We start from the raw sequence: 18,417 nt of genomic DNA on the forward strand, positions 1-18,417 counted from the left end.
AAGCTGGCTTTGTGCGAACAAACTTTTCTAGCCGGTATGTATAGCGCTACAAATTAACGGCGTAACGCAGGGCTATTTCTTTTTAGGAAGCTCTGAAAGATAAGGTAAGTAAAACTCGGCGACCAGCCCTTGCTGCGGGTGGTTTCTAAGCGACACTTCGCCGTCGTGGGCTTCTACTATTCTTCGTATAATGGCAAGCCCTAGACCAGAGCCAGACGAATTACGCGCTTTATCACCTTGAGCAAACGGCATGAAAACACTGTTTAATTCCTCTTCTGGAATACCTCGCCCGAAATCACGCACTTTGCAGTACACACGTTTTTCGTGACGGTTATAGAAACTGCTAATGGCAATTTCATCAGAGCCGTATTTAAACGCATTTTCAATAAGGTTGTCGATGACTCGCTTCATTGCAATGCGCCGCAGTGATAGTGGTGGGATGGCGTTAAGCTTTAATTCAATATGATGTTTATCATCTAAGTGCCTTGCTTGCACCAGCTCTGCAATAATAGCGTTTAAATCGGTTTCTTGGGTTACTTCTTCGGTATCGTAACGTGCATAGTCAATGAACTGGTCAATGATGGCGTTCATGTCCTCTATGTCGTTCACAATGCCGTCTTTTATCCAATCCTGATCTTCTGGCAGCATTTCTGATGCAAGGCGAATACGAGTAAGCGGCGTGCGCAAGTCGTGAGAAATACCTGCGGTCATGATATTACGGTCGTTCTCTAGCTGCTTTATGCCCTGATTCATACGGTTAAAAGCGCGAGTAACCTGGATCATTTCCGTGCTGCCTTGTTCGCGAAGCGGCGCAGGGTGCTCACCTTTACCCACGGCAATAGCTGCTTTTTGTAAGGCTGATAAAGGCCGCGTCATGCGCCTTACAAACAACCAGCCACCGGCTACGCTCAATATCCCAATTACCATTAAATACATAGTCAGTGGGGAGATATTCGCTTCGTTTAACCCCGAAATGGGAATAGAAATCCAGGTGTCTGGGTAGCGATTAAGAGATATCCACACAATGTAAGGCGCGTTCTCGTCGCTAGCTTGTGAGGTTGTGCTAATGCGGACATCGGCAAGCTGCCTAAGCTGTTCACTAACTTGCGTTGATATATAGCTGTAATAAACCGCGCTTTCTAGGCCATTCTTTCTCGCTACGCTTTCATCAAATACTTGCACCTGCGTTTGCTGAAAGTAGTTGTCCCGTGTTTCTTGGTTAGTTACCAGTAAATCGTTAGCCAGTACTGATTTTACTTGTGTGGCCAATAAACTATTAATTTGCTGGTAGCTTGGATGAATAAAGTAATAGGTGACCGAGATGTAGGACACAATTTGGTTTATGAGCAACAACACGCCAATGAGCATGACGGTTTGACCAAATGCACTTTTGGGAATTAAACGCATAGCGCACCGTCTGCTGTGTTGCTCATAGGTGGTTAAACTTGCTCGCCGTCTGGGACAAAAACATAGCCCAAACCCCATACGGTTTGAATGTAGCGCGGGTTGGCTGGATCATCTTCAAGCATTCTACGCAGGCGAGATACTTGAACATCAATACTGCGCTCTAGGGCGCTATAGTCTCGGCCGCGCGCTAAGTTCATCAATTTGTCTCGTGACAAAGGCTCGCGGGGATGAGTAACCAAAGACTTTAATACTGCAAACTCGCCGCTTGTCAGAGTCAACGGCGTATCGCCCGCTGTCATCTCACGGGTGGCGAGATTAAGTTTGTAATTGCCAAACTCCACAATTTGCACGTCTTTAGATGGTGCGCCCGGCGCTTCGCTGCTGCGCCTGCGCAATACTGCTTTAGCGCGGGCTAAAAGCTCGCGCGGATTAAATGGCTTAGGCAAATAATCATCTGCACCCATTTCAAGGCCAATAATGCGGTCAACTTCATCGCCCTTTGCGGTAAGCATTATAATGGGCATGTCATTTTCTTGCTGACGTAGGCGGCGACAAATAGATAAACCATCTTCGCCAGGTAGCATAAGATCTAAAACCATAAGGTGAAAATTCTCGCGCTCAAGCAACCTATCCATTTGCTCTGCATTAGCGGCACTGCGAACTTGATAGCCTTGTTCTAGCAAGTAGCGCTCTAATAGGCTTCGTAGACGCATATCATCATCGACAACGAGAATTTTAGAGGTTTCCTGACCCATACTCATACCTTTTGTTTTTCGTTTGTTTCACTATAACCACAAGATGTGAAATACAAAAGCGACAAAAGCGTAAAAGATAGAGCATGTTTGTTACAAATAGTGTCTAAAGCAGGTACGACCCCATGTTGCTATGTAACGTTAATCAAAAGTGGCGACATTAAGGGCTTTGGTATTTGCCGAGCCGTTAAGTGTCTCCAGATATAACTGTGTTATAGCATTAGTGCCTTGGTGCGACTGTTCGAAGAACTGATCGCTGACTTTTAAGGCGAAGCGCTGCCATGCCCTCGCGTATTTCGCTAAAAAGGCCTCATGCCCCCATTCTCCTTGGCGCAGTTTTACGCGTGCTGGTGCGAAGAAAATCTCTGCATTAAGCAGTTTGGGGTTTGGCTTTTCTTCGGCTTTCCAATCTGTTGCACCAATTAAGGTTACTTCGCTTAAGCTATCGCCAAGCAGCTCGCTAAGGTTATTGATTAGCGTGCCGTTAGCTGCGAAATCAAGAAGCCAGTAGCGTGAATCGCTACTGTCACTTGTAAGCGCAGATAGGTCATCATAGCTATACACTGCATCGTAGCAGCCAGATGTTTTGACCATATCCACATTAGACTGAGAGGTTAACCCAACCACTTGATAGCTGGCGTTTCGAGATTCTTTTTGATCTTTTAGTAGTTGCGCTGTACCTAGCGCGGTTTTACTTGAAGCGCTAGATAACAGTAAGATTTCACCCTTTGCTTTCTCAGCAACATAGTCATCAAGCACGAACGACGTCATATAAAGGGGTCTGAAATTTAGCTGCCACGCTTCACGTTTTTTATCGTAGCCAGGGTCCGCCGCACAGCGCAGATATTGGTCGTAAACTGGGCTGATGCTTTTGCGCATTTCATGTACGTCTGAAAATCCGTGTGGGGCGACTTTTCCAGCCTTTATTACCCAGTGGCTCGCCATGGGTAGGTAACCAAATACCTTCTCGCCCTCTTTGATATCAGGATGACAAGACGCTTTGACAGTGGCAAAGCCCCAAACGGGTACTATGCCAAAGCCGTTTGGGTTAACACTATCGTCATTACTTTGTGGTGGAAAAAAGCCCCAGTAGCCCATTTTAAAACCCAATGCCGCGTAGGTGATGTTATTGGCAGAAAAGCCAAAACTATCGGTCGCTAGCAATACTTCGTCTTGCTGTAAATCGCTTACGTTAATATCGCAGTGAACAACTTTAGTGTTGGCAAGGTTCTGCTGATCTATCCAAATTTGCTGGCTTTGAACTGTAGTCATAATAGGTGCCCGACGGTCATAGAACTGGGTTGAAAGGCCCAGTTAAAAAACTTAGTTAAAAAAAGCTCAGTCAAAAAATGCTAAGCAGTTATAAACCTAGATTGACGCAGGGGAATAGCCATTACGACTTAATGTTTTAAATATATGCTTATAGAAGTGGTGTATACAGCCTGAAGCTACTCGCCGGTACTAAGCCAATCCATTTGATGGCCGGCTCGTCGCTTTTTATTTAGTATATCTTCAAGCAGTGGCGTAAGAATAAGCTCCATTGCCAGTGCTATTTTACCGCCCGGCACAACTAACGTATTGATACGTGACATAAATGAACCGTCAATCATTTGAAGCAAGTAAGGATAATCGACATTCTTCATTTCTCGTCTGAAGCGAACTACAACAAAGCTTTCATCTTGAGTGGGAATTTCCCTGGCGCTGAAAGGGTTCGAGGTATCAACGGTCGGTACGCGCTGGAAGTTAACGTGGGTGCGAGAAAACTGCGGCGTAATATAGTGGAAGTAATCGTCTAGTCCGCGAACGATACTGCTCATCACCGCTTCACGAGAGTGGCCGCGGTCAGTAGTGTCGCGCACAATTTTTTGAATCCACTCTAAATTTACAATCGGCACCATGCCAACCAGCAAATCTACGTGCTTTGCGACGTCATTTTCTTCAGTTTTAACACCGCCATGTAAACCTTCATAAAACAGCAAATCGGTGTTTTGAGGTAAATCTTGCCACGGTGTAAAGGTCCCCGGCATCTGGTTAAAAGGAACGGCTTCGTCAAAGGTGTGAAGGTATTGCCTAAACTGCCCCGTACCCGAACTACCATATTCTCTAAAAAGCGTTTCCAGCAGTTCAAAGTCGTTGGCTTTAGGACCAAAATAGCTGATATGTCTGCCTTGCTCTTGGGCTTTACGAATTTCTACTTCCATTTCTGGGCGAGTGAAACGATGGAAACTATCACCACCAACTACTGCAGCATTAACATTTAAGTTCCTGAAAATATGGCGAATAGCATTGGTCGTGGTAGTAGTACCCGCGCCAGAAGAACCTGTTATAGCAATAATAGGGTGTTTGACAGACATAGGAATTCTTTTTAGAAATGACGGGTACTAGTTATAAGCTGATGCGCGTCAAGAATCAAGGGGGTGACCAGGCACGCACTGTCTATTTACATCATGTGTTTTGGCGGGAGCCTGCGCGCAATCAACGATCGAGCTTATGATGATGCTGCAACAAACGCGTTATTAATTTTGCTTCTTCTTCATCTAAATCAAGTAACCTTCTTACGTGTTCTAAATGATGGATGTCATGCTCACTCAACTTTCCATCGTCTAACACACTTTGCACTGTATCTTTGAACCGATCACGTTTTAACTGCATTTGGGTGGTGTAGCTTGAAGATAAAATACCTGCTGGTAAGGCATAAAAGCATATGCCCATGATGGTTATTAGCCCACCAAATACCTTGCCTAACGCTGTAACGGGAACGGCATCGCCATAACCCACGGTAGTTAGCGTGACCAATGCCCACCATAAGGACGCTGGAATACTGCTGAAAACGTTGGGCTGCGCAGTGTGTTCAATATAGTAAATACACGTGGCGGCGATAACAGTGAAAAGCAGAAGTACGCTAATAGCAGCGATGAGGCTATGCGACTCGTTGCGCAATACGGTGATAAGGGTTTGCATTGAGCGGGAATAGCGACCAATTTTCAAAATTCGAAGTACTCTGAAAACCCGTAATATACGTAAATCAAATGCCACGAAAACGCTTAAGTAAAAAGGTAAGATCGCCATTAAATCCACCAGCGCCATAGGACTTTTTATATAAGCCCAACGCTTTTGCCATGCCGACGCTCCTTCTTGGTGAGTGCGGTTAGCTTGGGAGGTGTTGTTTGATTGGGAAGTGCCGTTAGATTGGGAAGTACGGGGAGGCGCCGATGCACTGCTGTAAACGCGAAGTATGTATTCAACAGTGAAAATAAGTACCGAAACGACCTCAATGATATGCAATTCATGCTGCCAAAGGGCGGGAATACCCGGTACGGTTTCTAGCATCATAGCCGCTACATTTACGATGATCAGCGCAATAAGCAATATATCAAACAACTTGCTACGTTTTTTGTATTCGTGGGCTTCGCTAGCGGGAGCAAGAATGTGATAGCACGCGTTTCGAAATGACATAGCTAAATTTACGATTTAAGAATTAACCTTGTTATATCAATAACAGAGATAAATTGGTAATGCTTCTGACAAAGAGAGGCGTTGCTGTGCAGCTTTTCAAACGCAGTAGGGCTCAAAACATGTTAGTTTAAACGTTAGGAAGGCAAACTGAGAGCGTATTCAATTGAAAAGTACTAAACCCCTAGTATCAGCATTCACCTCTACACTACTTGTCACTATGCTTGTCCCGGCAGCTCAGGCGAAGCCAGACACTGTTATGTTTACCGCGAATGCACCCGTTATAGATGGTGTAGCAAATGATGCTGCATGGAAAGAAGGTGATTGGCACGAAATGACCTCGCTGATGTGGGGCACCAATCCCGAACCCAGCGACTTTTCTGGTAGATATAAACTACGCTGGGATAAAAAGGCGTTGTACCTTTTAGCTGAAATAGAAGACGACCACCTCTCAGATACCTATGCCAACCCGCTTGAGCGATATTGGGATGATGATTGCCTAGAAATCTTTATTGATGCGGATGCCTCTGGTGGCGATCACTTTAATAACTATAATGCGTTCGCTTATCACCTAGCGCTAGACAACCAAGTTGTTGATATTGGTCCGAATGAAGCGGGTGAAGCCGTGCCGCAGCTGTATAACAATCATGTTGAAAACAAATGGCAGCGAGATATATCGGCGCCTCATAAGATTTATTGGGAAGCCGCTGTGCGTGTATTTGACGATAGTTATCAGCATGGAAAAGACAACTCACCACTAACCTTAAAAGAAGATACGGCTCTGGGCTTTATGCTAGCCTACTGTGATGCCGATGGCGGAGACAGAGAACACTTTTTAGGCTCTCATGAGATTACGCCCGTAAATGGCGATAAAAACCTGGGGTTTAAGAATGCGTCTGTGTTTGGGAAAGTGACTTTAGCGAAGTAGTGCAGACGTTAATCAAGGCATTTGAGCCTTAAAAAGGAGTTTGCGCGCCCCCTTCAGCCAGTGTATTGCTATAAGATAGACTTGATCCACTGGTTGTGGATGCTCACCTATTCAATTATCGAATTACCGATAGACAAAGCCGAAGATGGCTACTGTTCTTTAAACAGAATAACAAGGCCTTGGGGGACTTCGGTGGTTGATAAAACATACGTCATCGAGTTTTTATTGTTTAGTACATATGCCATCGCTTCTTCTTGAGAACGAAACTCTTTTGGTGGGGTTTTTCTTCCACTAAAGCGCATTTGCGCCCAATACCCCTGAATGCGGGATTCTGTAAGCGCAATAAACTTAGTGTTGAATATTGTCCTAGCGGTATTAGGTGGTCGCAATCCTACAGGCTCTATATCCCAGTCAGAAGAATTTCCCATAAAGATGTCTCGAATTTGCCATTTTTCAGTTGGAGCGTCTTGTGCTTCCAAGTTAGCAACAATGATGACTTCTTCGCACCTTGCGAATGAAGCAAACATGGCAAAGAGAATGGCAAACAATAGCGAGTGAATTTTCATTAAAACACCCACTCTAGTGCAAATTGGGTGAGTACCGCATTTCTATCAAAAGCCGGGTTTTTAATTTCTGAGTAAAACGAGTTCTGCCCCTCCTCACCACTTAACCAAGTCACCTCAGCTTTGGCAGACATATTGTGTCTAAAGTCCCAGCGAAGCCCTACTGAAAGTGAATCAAGGTCATAGCGCGGAAGACTATCGACTATTGCGTCATAGGCAAAAGACAATGAAGTGAGTTGTGGTGATTGTCCCTTCGGAATTTGATTTGTTGGAACATCATTGCTGCTATTTGCAGAAGCAATAGTAGTAAATATTTGAAACTCATCAAAGTGATACCCAAGAGTCAGGTAGTATGCATTAACTTCGGGAACACTGATTAAGTCTGATTCAATTTTAATAACTTCAGAGTAAACGAAATAATCGAGAGAGTCATATTGAAGGCTTGCTTGATACGCAACCGCGTCCGAGTCAAATCGGAAAACGTCTGCGTTTTCTGTGTACCCCGCAAGCTCTAAGAGTGTAGCAAAGTCTTGAAAGCCAGGGATGTCTGCGAAGAAGTCAGACGACACTATGGCTGAAGCCCGCGCGCGAAAGCCACCCTTTGATATGCCTAATATAAGACCCCGAATATCGTTTACTTCAATGGCTGTTTCTTCACCTGCACGGTCAAAAGTACCATCATAAGTACCGTAATAAGCTTCAACTTCTACATTTAATTTATTGAAGTGAATGCGATACGTTGCGCTAAGACCTTCATAGTTTGAAAATAAGAAACCGCCGTAAACCTGTTCGGGAGGCGTAATCCAAGGGTAAGCAAAACCCACGTCAAGTACGTCGCTATAGCGAAAAAATGGGGTTCTCAATTTGCCTAATTTAAAGCTCCAATTGGAGTTTGCGTTATACGTTAGATAAAGCCATTCAAGACCTGAATCTCTATCGTCATTAGAATGCCCAAGTAATTGGGCAGACAGTTTAAGTTTTTCACTAATGCTTAAGTCCGCTTGTAACGCGAATAAGGACTGTTCAGAAAAGCTAAAATCATTTGAATAGCCTTGGAATTCGGCTTCGCTCGTGTCTAGCTGTCCTCCAACAACCCTAGCAAAGCCACTAATACCTATTGAGTCAGAAAGTGTTTCGCTACTCTCTGCCGCACAGGTAAAGCTTGCTAGGCATATTGCCATTATGTAAAGGGTTTTCATTCACCATGAATTCTTTTGTACTTTGATTTCGTTCAAGTATAGACGGTCAAAGTAAAAAGTTGCGTCTTTTAAACCCGTTAAGTGATAATTTTGTAAGCGTTAAGTGAGAGTCTGGCGTGAGCGTTAGGTAAGAGAGTCAAAAAAATAGGCGATATAAAAAACGCGGCTTACGCCGCGTCTTTGATGTTTGTGTTATATGCGTCGCTTATTAAGCCTCAGCTTCACGTGCAATTGCACGGTGTGCAATGTCAGTACGATAGTAGACATCTTTAAACTGTATGGTCTTAAGTAGCTCATACGCTTTTTGCTGGGCTTCGGTAACGTTATTACCTAATGCGGTTGCGCAAAGCACGCGGCCACCTGCGGTAACAACATCACCGTCTTGAAGTGCGGTACCTGCGTGGAAAACCTTTCCTTCTAGCTTCGCGGCGTCTTCAAAACCAGTTATCACGTCGCCTTTATCATAGCTGCCTGGATAGCCGCCAGCGGCAAGCACAACACCTACCGATGCGCGCTCGTCAAACTCAATGGTTTTGCCCGCAAGCTCGCCTTTGCACGCTGCTTGGCAAAGTGGAACCAAATCAGATTTTAAGCGAAGCATAATAGGCTGGGTTTCTGGGTCGCCAAAGCGGCAGTTGTACTCAATGACCTTTGGTGTACCGTCGTCCATGATCATTAGGCCCGCATATAAAAAGCCCACGTAGTCGTTACCTTCAGCGGCCATGCCATCAACCGTCGGCATGATCACTTCCTGCATAATACGGTCGTGAATGTCTTGCGTAACGACCGGAGCAGGAGAATAAGCACCCATACCACCTGTGTTAGGCCCTTTATCGCCGTCAGCCGCACGTTTGTGGTCTTGGCTGGTGGCAAAAGGTAGTACGTTCTTACCGTCTACCATCACAATAAACGACGCTTCTTCACCGTCTAGAAACTCTTCAATAACTACGCGGCTGCCAGCTTCGCCAAAGGCATTGCCCGCTAGCATATCCCGAATAGCATCTTCAGCTTCTTCAAGGGTCATCGCAACGATAACACCTTTACCGGCAGCAAGACCGTCAGCTTTTACTACGATAGGCGCGCCTTTCTCGCGAACATAGGCAATAGCCGGGTCAATTTCGGTGAAGTTTTGATACTCAGCCGTAGGAATATTGTGACGAGCTAAAAAATCTTTGGTAAACGCTTTTGAGCCCTCAAGCTGCGCCGCAGCTTGAGTAGGACCAAATATCATTAAACCCGCGTTAGTGAACGCATCTACTACACCTGCAACTAGCGGCGCTTCTGGGCCTACAATAGTAAGCGCAACATCGTTACCTTGAGCAAAAGAAACTAAGCCTGCGATGTCGTTAACATCAATAGCTACGTTCTCAAGCTTAGGCTCTGTAGCGGTACCCGCATTACCAGGTGCTACAAATACTGTTGAAACATCAGAAGACTGCGCCGCTTTAAACGCTAGCGCGTGTTCGCGGCCACCGCCGCCAATTACAAGTACGTTCATTAACTGTTCCGTTTTGAGTGTTTAATATTATGATTTTGGTTTGGTGAATTTTAGCGTCATGCGATTGCTCTCGCCAATCGCCATGTACTTTTCACGATCTTGGTCGTCTAGCGCCAAGCGAGGAGGTAGCGTCCATACGCCTTTCGGGTGATCTGCGCTATCCATTGGGTTTGCGTTTACATCGCTACTTGCTTCAAGCACAAAACCCGCTTTTTCTGCGGCAGCTACAACGTAAGAACGCTTCATGTAGCCACTTTTCTTCATCGCTTCATCATCTGCACTTTCAGGTAGCTCATGTTCCACTACGCCCAGTACGCCGCCTGGCTTAAGAGCTTTAAAGAACGCGCCGAATGCATTGTCGATACCTTCGTCACCGTGACGCATGTACCAGTTGTGTACGTTGCGAAAGGTTAGGACCATATCAGCGCTGCCCGCTTCGCTAATATCTAGCGCTTTCATAGGGTCGAATGCAGTAAGTTCTGCACCTTCATACTTCATGCCCGGCTTCATGTTTTCTTTAAAGCCTTCTACCGACTTTTTGTAGTAGCCGCTGGTTTCATCGTCTACATAAAAGTGGGCGGCAACATATTTTCCGTCTTGTTTTACAACAGAATAAAGAATGTCGGCATACCAGCCGCCACCTGGCGAAATTTCAACGACGGTCATGTCTGGCTGCAAACCAAAAAAGCGTAGTGTTTGCTGAGGGTTGCGATACTCGTCGCGCACTTTGGCTTTATCAGAGCGGATATCGCTCATCACGGCGTCAGAAATAGCATCGGCACTGGCATAGGTTGCTGTTACACCTAGTGTTGCGGCTAACACAAGTTGGGCTAACTTTTTCATTCTTACTTCCTTTTTCTGTCGAGGGTAGGTAATTGTCTTTGCGGACTAGTAAAACATAACATTTATTAGTAACACTATTACTACAAATTACCACAGGTCAGATCAAGCCTATCAGCTAACCCCTATTTGCACTTACGCCTTAGCAGAATAATTCGCAACTTTGTCGCTTCGACAAGGTTTAACTACAACCAAGCATATGACCTTGAGTTTGCGTATTAAAAAGGGTTAAGGAAAAATAACAAACACACAGTAAAGCCACTAAGTGCCACTTTACTGCGTGTTTAACTTAGGTGTTGGTTTCCCTCACTAAGCCTGCACTAAAAGGTATAGCGTAGATACCTATTAGTGACGGAAGTGACGCATGCCCGTAAACACCATAGCAATGCCGTGTTCGTCAGCGGCATCAATCACTTCTTGGTCGCGCATAGAACCGCCAGGCTGAATTACTGCCTTAATGCCAGCTTCCGCTGCTGCATCAATGCCGTCACGGAATGGAAAGAAAGCATCAGACGCCATAACAGAACCAGCCACTTCAAGGTTCTCATCAGCTGCTTTAATGCCGGCAATTTTTGCAGAATAAACGCGACTCATTTGACCTGCGCCCACGCCTACCGTCATACCGTCTTTGCAGTAAACAATCGCGTTAGACTTCACGTATTTTGCTACCTTCCAGCAGAACATAAGGTCGCGCAGTTCTTCTTCGCTAGGCTTACGCTTAGTCACTACTTCAAGGTCTTCCATTTCAACCATGCCGAAGTCGCGCTCTTGTACTAATAAACCGCCGTTTACGCGTTTAAAGTCATAACCTTCTGTTAGCTGACCAGCCCAGTCGCCACACGCTAGAAGGCGCACGTTTTTCTTCGCACTTACGACTTCTTTCGCTTCATCGCTTACCGTTGGTGCAATAATGACTTCTACGAACTGACGGTCAACAATGGCTTGTGCCGTTTTCGCATCAAGCTCGCGGTTAAACGCGATAATGCCGCCAAATGCAGACGTAGGGTCAGTTTTAAATGCGCGATCGTAAGCACTTAGAATATCGTCACCAATAGCAACACCGCACGGGTTAGCGTGCTTAACGATTACACATGCTGGCTCTTCGAATTCTTTCACGCACTCTAGTGCCGCATCGGTATCAGCAATGTTGTTAAACGATAGCTCTTTACCTTGAAGCTGAGTAGCGGTAGCCACAGACGCTTCTTGAATATCGTTTTCTACATAGAAGGCCGCTTCTTGATGGCTATTTTCGCCATAGCGAAGGTCTTGCTTCTTAGTAAGCTGCATGTTGTAAGTACGCGGGAATTCGCTGCTATCTTCACAACAACCTGTTTCGCATGCAGCACTATCTAAACGGGCACCGAAATAGTTCGCAATCATGCCGTCGTATTCAGCTGTGTGTTCAAATGCTTTGATGGCTAGATCGAAGCGTGTGCTGTAAGACAAAGAGCCGTTATTGTCGTTCATCTCAGCAAGTACGCGCGCGTAGTCCGCCGCATTAACCACAATAGTCACATCTTTATGGTTTTTTGCAGCAGCGCGCACCATCGTTGGGCCACCGATATCAATATTTTCAATTGCATCTTCTAGCGTACAGTCTTCGTTTGCCACTGTTGCAGCGAACGGATATAGGTTTACTACCACAAGGTCGATAGGCGCAATGCTGTGTTCTTCCATCACTGCTTCATCGGTACCGCGACGACCAAGGATACCGCCATGAATTTTAGGGTGAAGAGTTTTAACACGACCTGCCATGATTTCTGGGTGACCTGTGTGATCAGAGACTTCTTTCACAGGTAAGCCAGCATCAGCAAGTAGTTTCGCGGTACCGCCCGTCGACAGAAGTTCTACGCCAGCGTTATGCAGCGCTGTCGCGAAATCGAGGATACCAGTTTTATCAGAGACACTAAGGAGAGCACGTTTAATAGGTTTTGGTGTTTGCATAAATTTTAAGTTTCTAATGTTGTAGTGTTGAAACAAAAAGAGCACCGTTTGGTGCTCTTTGGTGGGCAAAGCCCTTGGAATCTTAGTTCATGCCGTATTGCTTAAGCTTCTTGCGAAGTGTGCCACGGTTGATGCCCATCATGATGGCAGCGCGGGTTTGATTGCCGCGTGTGTAAGTCATGACTTCTTCTAGCAGCGGCGCTTCAACTTCAGCCAGTACCATTTCGTACAGGTTATCGATGTTTGCGTTATCCAATTGCTTAAGGTACTTGTTAACCGCTTGCTTTACAGAGTCACGCAGTGGCTTTTGAGCTTGCGTTTGTGAAGGCGTAGTTACTGTAGTAGTAAAAGGTGAAGTCACGTTTTGATCGAACATAATACTGTGTTGCTCTTAAGTTAGTCATCACTATGCTGCGGGAGAGATCTGTCGGGTCTCTCGTGTCTGCAGCGCTTGAAAATATGCATTTAGTGCATCGAGTTGCTCATTCGCGTCATCGATAGCGTTAAACGTTTTACGAAACTGACGATCCGTATCGTGCTCCGCGAGATACCAGCCCACGTGCTTACGGGCAATTCTTACACCGGCTATGTCGCCATAAAAGTCCTGCACATTAGCTACATGCTCGTGCAAAATCTCATATTGCTCTGACAGCGGCGGTGGTGCTAGGTTCTCGCCCGTTTCAAGATAATGTTGGATTTGTTTAAATATCCAAGGCTTACCTTGCGCGCCGCGACCTATCATTACGCCATCTGCACCGGTGTAATTCAGCACCTCTTGTGCTTTCTCTGGAGAAGTAATGTCACCATTTGCAATAACCGGAATTGAAATTGCCGCCTTTATTTGACGTATGGTGCTGTATTCAGCTTCTCCTTTATACATACAAGCTCGCGTTCTGCCATGAACAGCAAGCGACTGTATGCCGTTTTGCTCTGCAATGCGGGCAATGTCTACCCCATTGCGATTTTCTGGGTTCCAGCCGGTACGAATTTTCAGTGTCACGGGTACATCTACAGCATTAACTACTGCTTTAATAATCGCTTCCACTGTGTCTGGGTATTGAAGAAGCGCAGAACCTGCTAGCTTCTTATTGACCTTTTTAGCAGGACAACCCATGTTGATGTCGATGATTTGCGCACCGTTATCTACATTAAATTGTGCCGCTTGAGCCATAAGCTCAGGGTCAGCCCCAGCTATCTGTACAGAGCGAATGCCTTCTTCACCCTCATGATTCATACGCGCTTGTGATTTAGCTGTGTTCCACACCTTCGGATTACTCGAAAGCATTTCTGAAACAACAAGCCCTGCACCAAGGCGCTTACAAAGTTGGCGAAACGGTCTGTCTGTTACGCCAGCCATGGGGGCCAACATCAAATTGTTTTCTAACTCGTAAGGTCCAATTCGCATTGTAAAATGTATAGCTCGCCATCTAAAACTGCACAGAAAATATACACCCGGCTAAAACGGGGCGCTAAGTGTACGTGTTTTCGCAAGGCTTGAAAAGGCTAAAAATCACACAAAATTTCACTTCGTGGTCTTGACAGTGAAAAAAATCTGTCACATTAGTAAGCTAACGCCGATTTTTAGACTAAATATTGTACGAAAGTCTTACAGCCCCCGATTTGAAAGGGCTGTAATGTGAAAAAAATTAACAAATAATTAGATGCTGACGATTTTTATCGTATGAATTTTCGTCGCAATATTGGGGTGGTTTACCGTAAAGGTTCTAATTTGACTAGACGTTAAATTAACCGTCTAGTCAGTTTTTCAATCGCGCTTAGTGTTTTTTGCCCGACACTCGCGCCCATTCTCCGTCAATGGCGCTGGGTTCAAGCGTAATATCGCTCGCATAAGCATCTTCAATTCGAGTAACTTGTTCTGCCAGTATGCCAGAAAGCACTAATAAGCCGTCTTTTGTGCAATAATTAGTAATAACGCTCTGAAGTTCTAGTAATGGGCCTGACAATATATTTGCCATAACTACATCGGCTTCTAGTTCAGGTTGGTCTTCCGGTAGATACACATCTAGTCGGTCTTCAACGCCATTGCGGCGTGCGTTTTCTTTTGTGGCTTGCAGGGCCTGCGGGTCAATATCAATACCAATAACGCGCTTAGCACCTAGTTTTAATGCTGCCAGCGCTAAAATGCCTGAGCCACAGCCAAAATCGACCACAGTTTTATCTGTCATATCTATGCCGTCTAACCAACGTAGGCAAAGTGCAGTAGTAGGGTGCGTACCTGTGCCAAAAGCAAGGCCCGGGTCCAACATCACGTTAACGGCATCAGGGTCTGGAACATCACGCCAGCTAGGGCAAATCCACAAGCGCTCACCAAACTGCATAGGATGGAAGTTATCCATCCACTCCCGCTCCCAGTCTTTGTCTTCAAGCGGCTCTAGCTTGTATTTAAAGTCTGGGCCAAGCACTTTAGCTTTACCTAGGCGCTGCAGAATACTTTTCATATCCGCATCTGCTTCAAACAAACCCACTACTTGTGTGTCTGGCCACAGTAACACTTCACCCGGCTTGGGTTCGTACATTGGGGTGTCTTTCGCGTCGACATAGGTAACCGCTTGGGAGCCATTTGCAGTTAGCATGTCACCTATTGATTCCGCGTATTCAGAAGAAGTATTAATTCGAAGTTGTAGCCAAGCCATATTTATCGTTCGTTGGGACCTTTGAGAGTTATTGTACCTTTGCTTGGCGTTAAACAAAATGAAAGCAAGTGAAAAGCGGTAACAATAGGCACCATTTTCTGTGTCAGTGAGGCTTTAGTGCCTTAGTCTTTTGTCCACTAGTATGAATCAATAATGCGCTTATAGTAGTTATCAATGCGGTTCGATTGTATGGTTAACCGGAGTTTTATGCGTATTCTTATCCCTTTTTTGTGTGCTGTTGCCATTGCTTTGCCTACTAAAGCCCGTGAATTAGACGTGGTGGTTGGCTGGAATAAGCCTCCCTATGTTATTTCACAAGAACACAGCGGTTTTGAAATTGACCTGGTAAGAGCCATATTAGCGGAAATGGGGCATACGCTTTCGCCCATCTATGTTCCATTTGGGCGTACTGCTCGGCTTCTAAAAGATAGTACTGTGGATATAGGTCTTACACAAAGCGCTGCGCACGATGTAGATGATTCTGTCCTATCCGACCCATACATTATTTATCAAAATGTCGTTGTGACAAAAACGCAAAATAACTTTGTTATCAGCGAAGTCAGTAATCTCAAAGGAAAGCGTGTCATTGGGTTTCAAACTGCGCAGTCGGTATTAGGTGAAGAGTTCAAGCAAGCATTATCGCTAGAGCCAATGTATATGGAAATGGCAAGGCAAGACCGTCAAGTCGATATGCTCATGCTCGACCACGTGGACGCGATTGTTTTAGATAGAAATATTTTTAACTACTTCAGGTCGAAAAACAGCGCCTATGACAAAGAGGAAACCGTATTCCACGAGTTGTTTCCTATCTCAATATATCGCGCGGCTATACCTAACCCAAAGCTGAGAGCAGAGTTTAATGCAACCCTTCATCGCTTTATTGCAGATGGTCGGTATCAATTACTGCTCGATGAATATCAGCTTGATAATCTGCTTCACAAACTGCCAAAGGCGCCCACCAAACTGTAAATGCGTATTTTATCGTGTAGACAGTGAACCATTTTTGATTCAACGTATATCAAACGTAGCAATACGTTTATGTCCGTCACTTTTTACCTCATCGTAGATAAGGCCCGATGATACAAAGGTCATGGCATAAGAACGTTCTCATAAAAACAATGCGTTAAGGAAAGCTCTATGTTGAAACAGTGGTATTTACTGGCTGTAACCTTGCTGTGTACCGCCTGCGTGTCGCAATCGCACTATGAAGATAGCGATAATGAAAGGTGGCTAGATGAGCCAGCATACCTGCAGGCTCAAGCTATTGCTCAAGGCGATATTACATCGGCAGAGCTTGTGAGCGGGTATTTAGCTCGTATTGGTGAGTTGGATAAAAAGACAAATAGTGTCTTAGCGCTAAACCCCAATGCCTTAGCTGAAGCTAAATCAATCGATAAACAATTTGCCAGTGGAGCTGAATTAGGCCCGTTAGCCGGTATTCCAGTATTGCTAAAGGACAATATTGAAAGCGCAGAAATGCCCACAACAGCAGGTTCTATGGCGCTAATCAATAACGACACCGGGCGAGACGCCCCCATTGTTGCGAAGCTAAAAGCAGCGGGCGCGATTATTTTAGGTAAAACAAATTTGTCTGAATGGGCAAATTTTCGTTCTGAATCATCGATAAGCGGTTGGAGCGCAGTAGGTGGCTTAACTCGAAACCCTCACATATTATCAAGAAGCGCATGCGGTTCGTCGTCTGGCTCGGGCGCAGCGATGTCGCTTCGATTAGCGTCACTTGCCGTAGGTACTGAAACCAATGGCTCTATAATCTGCCCAGCATCTATTAACGGTGTAGTCGGCTTTAAACCAACCGTTGGTTTACTTTCAAGAACGCACATTGTACCTATTTCCTTTAGCCAAGATACGGCTGGACCAATGACCTCAAACGTTCAAGACGCATGGCTAATGACTGCTGTAATGGCTGGCGAAGATGCAAGCGATAGTGCTACTGAAAATACAGCGTCTCATCAACCTAACATGCCTTCATCGAAAATGCTGGCAACAGATTTAAAAGGCAAACGCATTGGCGTTGTCAGGTATCGTCAAGGTGATAACCCTCATGTACTGGACGTCTACGAAAACGCACTAAATCAATTAAAAGCATCGGGAGCTACTCTGGTGAATATTAGTGATTTTTCTCAGCCTGACTCCTTCTGGGCCGACTCTTACAATGTTTTACTCAGCGAATTCCATCACAGCATCAACGAATATTTGTCGGGGTCGCCAGCAGAGATCCCTGTAAGAAATCTATCTGAGCTTATTGCTTTTAACAACCAAACCGAGCGAGAGCTAGCGTTATTCAACCAAGATATTTTTGAAAAGTCGCTAGACGCGGCGCCTATTGATAGAGAAGCATATCAAAGCGCCCTTCGCCTTATTCAAGATACAGCGGGCAAAAACGGTATTGACGCATTGCTAGCAAAACACAACGTAGATGTATTGGTTGCGCCTTCAAACAGCCCTTCATTTTTAATCGACGGTGTGTATGGTGACCATTCGCCGGCTGGTTTCATTGGTATAGGCTATTTAGCCGCTGTTGCCGGCTATCCACATCTCACAGTACCCGCGGGTGAAGTGAAAGGTCTTCCAGTAGGCATTAGCTTTATCGGTGCTAAGTGGAAAGATGAAGATGTGCTAAAGATAGGTAAAGTCTTTGAAGCTAAACATGGCTTTTTCATTAAGCCAGGTCTTTTACCTACACGTTTTGATGACCCCAGCTTAAAAGGCATTCAAAATGGACTAAATGAGAGCCGCTAGATAAAAGCACGTGGATTGAATGTGAAGTTTGTTAAGCAGTATTGAAACTAAAAAGCCCCCGATAATTATCGGGGGCTTTTGCTATTCATGTATGCTATTTATGTAGCTGCGAGTGATTATTTAGCCTGGCTTTTTAACCCAAGCGCTACACCAGCCATCAGCGTTAACCAGCTTATTAGGGAAAATGTTACAAGGGCGATATTGTTCGCCATCGGCACCCTGCACGTACATGCAGTTTGCACATTTTGCACCTTCAACGGTTGAAGACGGTGTGTAGTTTAATGCTTTCGCAGTTGGGTCATCAGCACTCAATTGTTCTTGAGCTTGTGCACGTAACGCTACACCACCTAATGTAAGACCGATAACTGTAGAGCCAGACAGTTTTAAAAAGTCACGGCGATTTACAGATTTCATAACAT

At 45.2% G+C, this 18,417-nt stretch carries 17 protein-coding genes; 3 read left to right on the plus strand and 14 right to left on the minus strand.

Annotation, left to right across the window (positions count from 1 at the left end):
- Positions 1–72 precede the first annotated feature (72 nt).
- The 5 genes from envZ to IW644_RS12930 all read right to left on the minus strand — a co-directional run bounded on the left by envZ (position 73) and on the right by IW644_RS12930 (position 5,615).
- Positions 73–1,407 carry a two-component system sensor histidine kinase EnvZ gene (gene envZ, locus IW644_RS12910; protein WP_269917940.1) on the minus strand — a complete coding sequence of 445 codons (1,335 nt, stop codon included), beginning with the start codon at positions 1,405–1,407 and terminating at the stop codon, positions 73–75.
- Positions 1,408–1,439: 32 nt separating this feature from the next.
- Entirely contained in the window at positions 1,440–2,162 is a 723-nt protein-coding gene (ompR, locus tag IW644_RS12915) for an osmolarity response regulator transcription factor OmpR (protein WP_118491268.1), read from the minus strand.
- A 138-nt stretch (positions 2,163–2,300) separates the two neighbouring features.
- Positions 2,301–3,431 (minus strand): DUF2855 family protein, encoded by a 1,131-nt coding sequence (locus IW644_RS12920; RefSeq protein WP_269917941.1) that lies wholly within the window; start codon positions 3,429–3,431, stop codon positions 2,301–2,303.
- Between the two features lie 176 nt (positions 3,432–3,607).
- On the minus strand, positions 3,608–4,513 hold the full coding sequence (locus IW644_RS12925) for a phosphoribulokinase (protein ID WP_179984987.1): 906 nt from the start codon (positions 4,511–4,513) through the stop codon (positions 3,608–3,610).
- A 121-nt stretch (positions 4,514–4,634) separates the two neighbouring features.
- Positions 4,635–5,615, minus strand: coding sequence for an ion transporter (locus tag IW644_RS12930; protein WP_269917942.1), 981 nt, complete (start codon positions 5,613–5,615; stop codon positions 4,635–4,637).
- A 163-nt stretch (positions 5,616–5,778) separates the two neighbouring features.
- Between IW644_RS12930 and IW644_RS12935 the strand changes: the two genes are divergently transcribed.
- The gene (locus IW644_RS12935; protein ID WP_269917943.1) at positions 5,779–6,540 is read left to right on the plus strand and encodes a sugar-binding protein; all 762 of its coding nucleotides are present in this window, start codon (positions 5,779–5,781) and stop codon (positions 6,538–6,540) included.
- Positions 6,541–6,689: 149 nt separating this feature from the next.
- Here the strand turns inward: IW644_RS12935 and IW644_RS12940 are convergent, their stop codons facing one another.
- The 8 genes from IW644_RS12940 to prmA all read right to left on the minus strand — a co-directional run bounded on the left by IW644_RS12940 (position 6,690) and on the right by prmA (position 15,238).
- Positions 6,690–7,106 (minus strand): hypothetical protein, encoded by a 417-nt coding sequence (locus IW644_RS12940; protein ID WP_269917944.1) that lies wholly within the window; start codon positions 7,104–7,106, stop codon positions 6,690–6,692.
- A complete protein-coding gene (locus IW644_RS12945) occupies positions 7,106–8,302 on the minus strand; it encodes a hypothetical protein (RefSeq protein ID WP_269917945.1) in 1,197 nt (398 codons plus the stop codon). Before IW644_RS12945 ends, IW644_RS12940 begins: the two co-directional genes overlap by 1 nt.
- 208 nt (positions 8,303–8,510) lie before the next feature.
- Positions 8,511–9,800 (minus strand): phosphoribosylamine--glycine ligase, encoded by a 1,290-nt coding sequence (purD, locus tag IW644_RS12950; RefSeq protein ID WP_269917946.1) that lies wholly within the window; start codon positions 9,798–9,800, stop codon positions 8,511–8,513.
- 27 nt (positions 9,801–9,827) lie between these two features.
- Complete coding sequence (locus IW644_RS12955) at positions 9,828–10,643, minus strand: class I SAM-dependent methyltransferase (protein WP_269917947.1); 816 nt, start codon at positions 10,641–10,643, stop codon at positions 9,828–9,830.
- Between the two features lie 342 nt (positions 10,644–10,985).
- Complete coding sequence (gene purH, locus IW644_RS12960) at positions 10,986–12,584, minus strand: bifunctional phosphoribosylaminoimidazolecarboxamide formyltransferase/IMP cyclohydrolase (protein ID WP_269917948.1); 1,599 nt, start codon at positions 12,582–12,584, stop codon at positions 10,986–10,988.
- Positions 12,585–12,666: 82 nt separating this feature from the next.
- The gene (gene fis, locus IW644_RS12965) at positions 12,667–12,960 is read right to left on the minus strand and encodes a DNA-binding transcriptional regulator Fis (RefSeq protein WP_012520109.1); all 294 of its coding nucleotides are present in this window, start codon (positions 12,958–12,960) and stop codon (positions 12,667–12,669) included.
- Positions 12,961–12,990: 30 nt separating this feature from the next.
- On the minus strand, positions 12,991–13,989 hold the full coding sequence (gene dusB, locus IW644_RS12970; protein ID WP_179984980.1) for a tRNA dihydrouridine synthase DusB: 999 nt from the start codon (positions 13,987–13,989) through the stop codon (positions 12,991–12,993).
- A 370-nt stretch (positions 13,990–14,359) separates the two neighbouring features.
- On the minus strand, positions 14,360–15,238 hold the full coding sequence (gene prmA, locus IW644_RS12975; protein WP_269917949.1) for a 50S ribosomal protein L11 methyltransferase: 879 nt from the start codon (positions 15,236–15,238) through the stop codon (positions 14,360–14,362).
- A gap of 207 nt (positions 15,239–15,445) precedes the next feature.
- Between prmA and IW644_RS12980 the strand changes: the two genes are divergently transcribed.
- Together IW644_RS12980 and IW644_RS12985 are read left to right on the plus strand one after the other, a co-directional pair.
- A complete protein-coding gene (locus IW644_RS12980; RefSeq protein ID WP_269917950.1) occupies positions 15,446–16,207 on the plus strand; it encodes a substrate-binding periplasmic protein in 762 nt (253 codons plus the stop codon).
- A gap of 168 nt (positions 16,208–16,375) precedes the next feature.
- On the plus strand, positions 16,376–17,998 hold the full coding sequence (locus tag IW644_RS12985) for an amidase (RefSeq protein WP_269917951.1): 1,623 nt from the start codon (positions 16,376–16,378) through the stop codon (positions 17,996–17,998).
- 120 nt (positions 17,999–18,118) lie between these two features.
- Here IW644_RS12985 and IW644_RS12990 read toward each other — a convergent pair whose 3' ends face one another.
- Positions 18,119–18,412, minus strand: a complete 294-nt coding sequence (locus tag IW644_RS12990) for a high-potential iron-sulfur protein (RefSeq protein WP_118491294.1) — start codon at positions 18,410–18,412, stop codon at positions 18,119–18,121.
- Between the last annotated feature and the right edge of the window lie 5 nt (positions 18,413–18,417).

The sequence above is a fragment of the Alteromonas sp. PRIM-21 genome, assembly GCF_027563165.1.
GTDB lineage: Bacteria > Pseudomonadota > Gammaproteobacteria > Enterobacterales > Alteromonadaceae > Alteromonas > Alteromonas macleodii_A.

Excerpts from the sequence above, each read along its gene's own strand:
- IW644_RS12920 (WP_269917941.1), bottom strand. The coding sequence starts at position 3,431 with ATGACTACAGTTCAAAGCCAGCAAATTTGGATAGATCAGCAGAACCTT.
- purD (WP_269917946.1), bottom strand. The coding sequence starts at position 9,800 with ATGAACGTACTTGTAATTGGCGGCGGTGGCCGCGAACACGCGCTAGCG.
- IW644_RS12955 (WP_269917947.1), bottom strand. The coding sequence starts at position 10,643 with ATGAAAAAGTTAGCCCAACTTGTGTTAGCCGCAACACTAGGTGTAACA.
- IW644_RS12980 (WP_269917950.1), top strand. The coding sequence starts at position 15,446 with ATGCGTATTCTTATCCCTTTTTTGTGTGCTGTTGCCATTGCTTTGCCT.
- dusB (WP_179984980.1), bottom strand. The coding sequence starts at position 13,989 with ATGCGAATTGGACCTTACGAGTTAGAAAACAATTTGATGTTGGCCCCC.
- envZ (WP_269917940.1), bottom strand. The coding sequence starts at position 1,407 with ATGCGTTTAATTCCCAAAAGTGCATTTGGTCAAACCGTCATGCTCATT.
- IW644_RS12930 (WP_269917942.1), bottom strand. The coding sequence starts at position 5,615 with ATGTCATTTCGAAACGCGTGCTATCACATTCTTGCTCCCGCTAGCGAA.
- prmA (WP_269917949.1), bottom strand. The coding sequence starts at position 15,238 with ATGGCTTGGCTACAACTTCGAATTAATACTTCTTCTGAATACGCGGAA.
- purH (WP_269917948.1), bottom strand. The coding sequence starts at position 12,584 with ATGCAAACACCAAAACCTATTAAACGTGCTCTCCTTAGTGTCTCTGAT.
- IW644_RS12985 (WP_269917951.1), top strand. The coding sequence starts at position 16,376 with ATGTTGAAACAGTGGTATTTACTGGCTGTAACCTTGCTGTGTACCGCC.
- IW644_RS12990 (WP_118491294.1), bottom strand. The coding sequence starts at position 18,412 with ATGAAATCTGTAAATCGCCGTGACTTTTTAAAACTGTCTGGCTCTACA.
- ompR (WP_118491268.1), bottom strand. The coding sequence starts at position 2,162 with ATGGGTCAGGAAACCTCTAAAATTCTCGTTGTCGATGATGATATGCGT.
- IW644_RS12945 (WP_269917945.1), bottom strand. The coding sequence starts at position 8,302 with ATGAAAACCCTTTACATAATGGCAATATGCCTAGCAAGCTTTACCTGT.
- fis (WP_012520109.1), bottom strand. The coding sequence starts at position 12,960 with ATGTTCGATCAAAACGTGACTTCACCTTTTACTACTACAGTAACTACG.
- IW644_RS12940 (WP_269917944.1), bottom strand. The coding sequence starts at position 7,106 with ATGAAAATTCACTCGCTATTGTTTGCCATTCTCTTTGCCATGTTTGCT.
- IW644_RS12925 (WP_179984987.1), bottom strand. The coding sequence starts at position 4,513 with ATGTCTGTCAAACACCCTATTATTGCTATAACAGGTTCTTCTGGCGCG.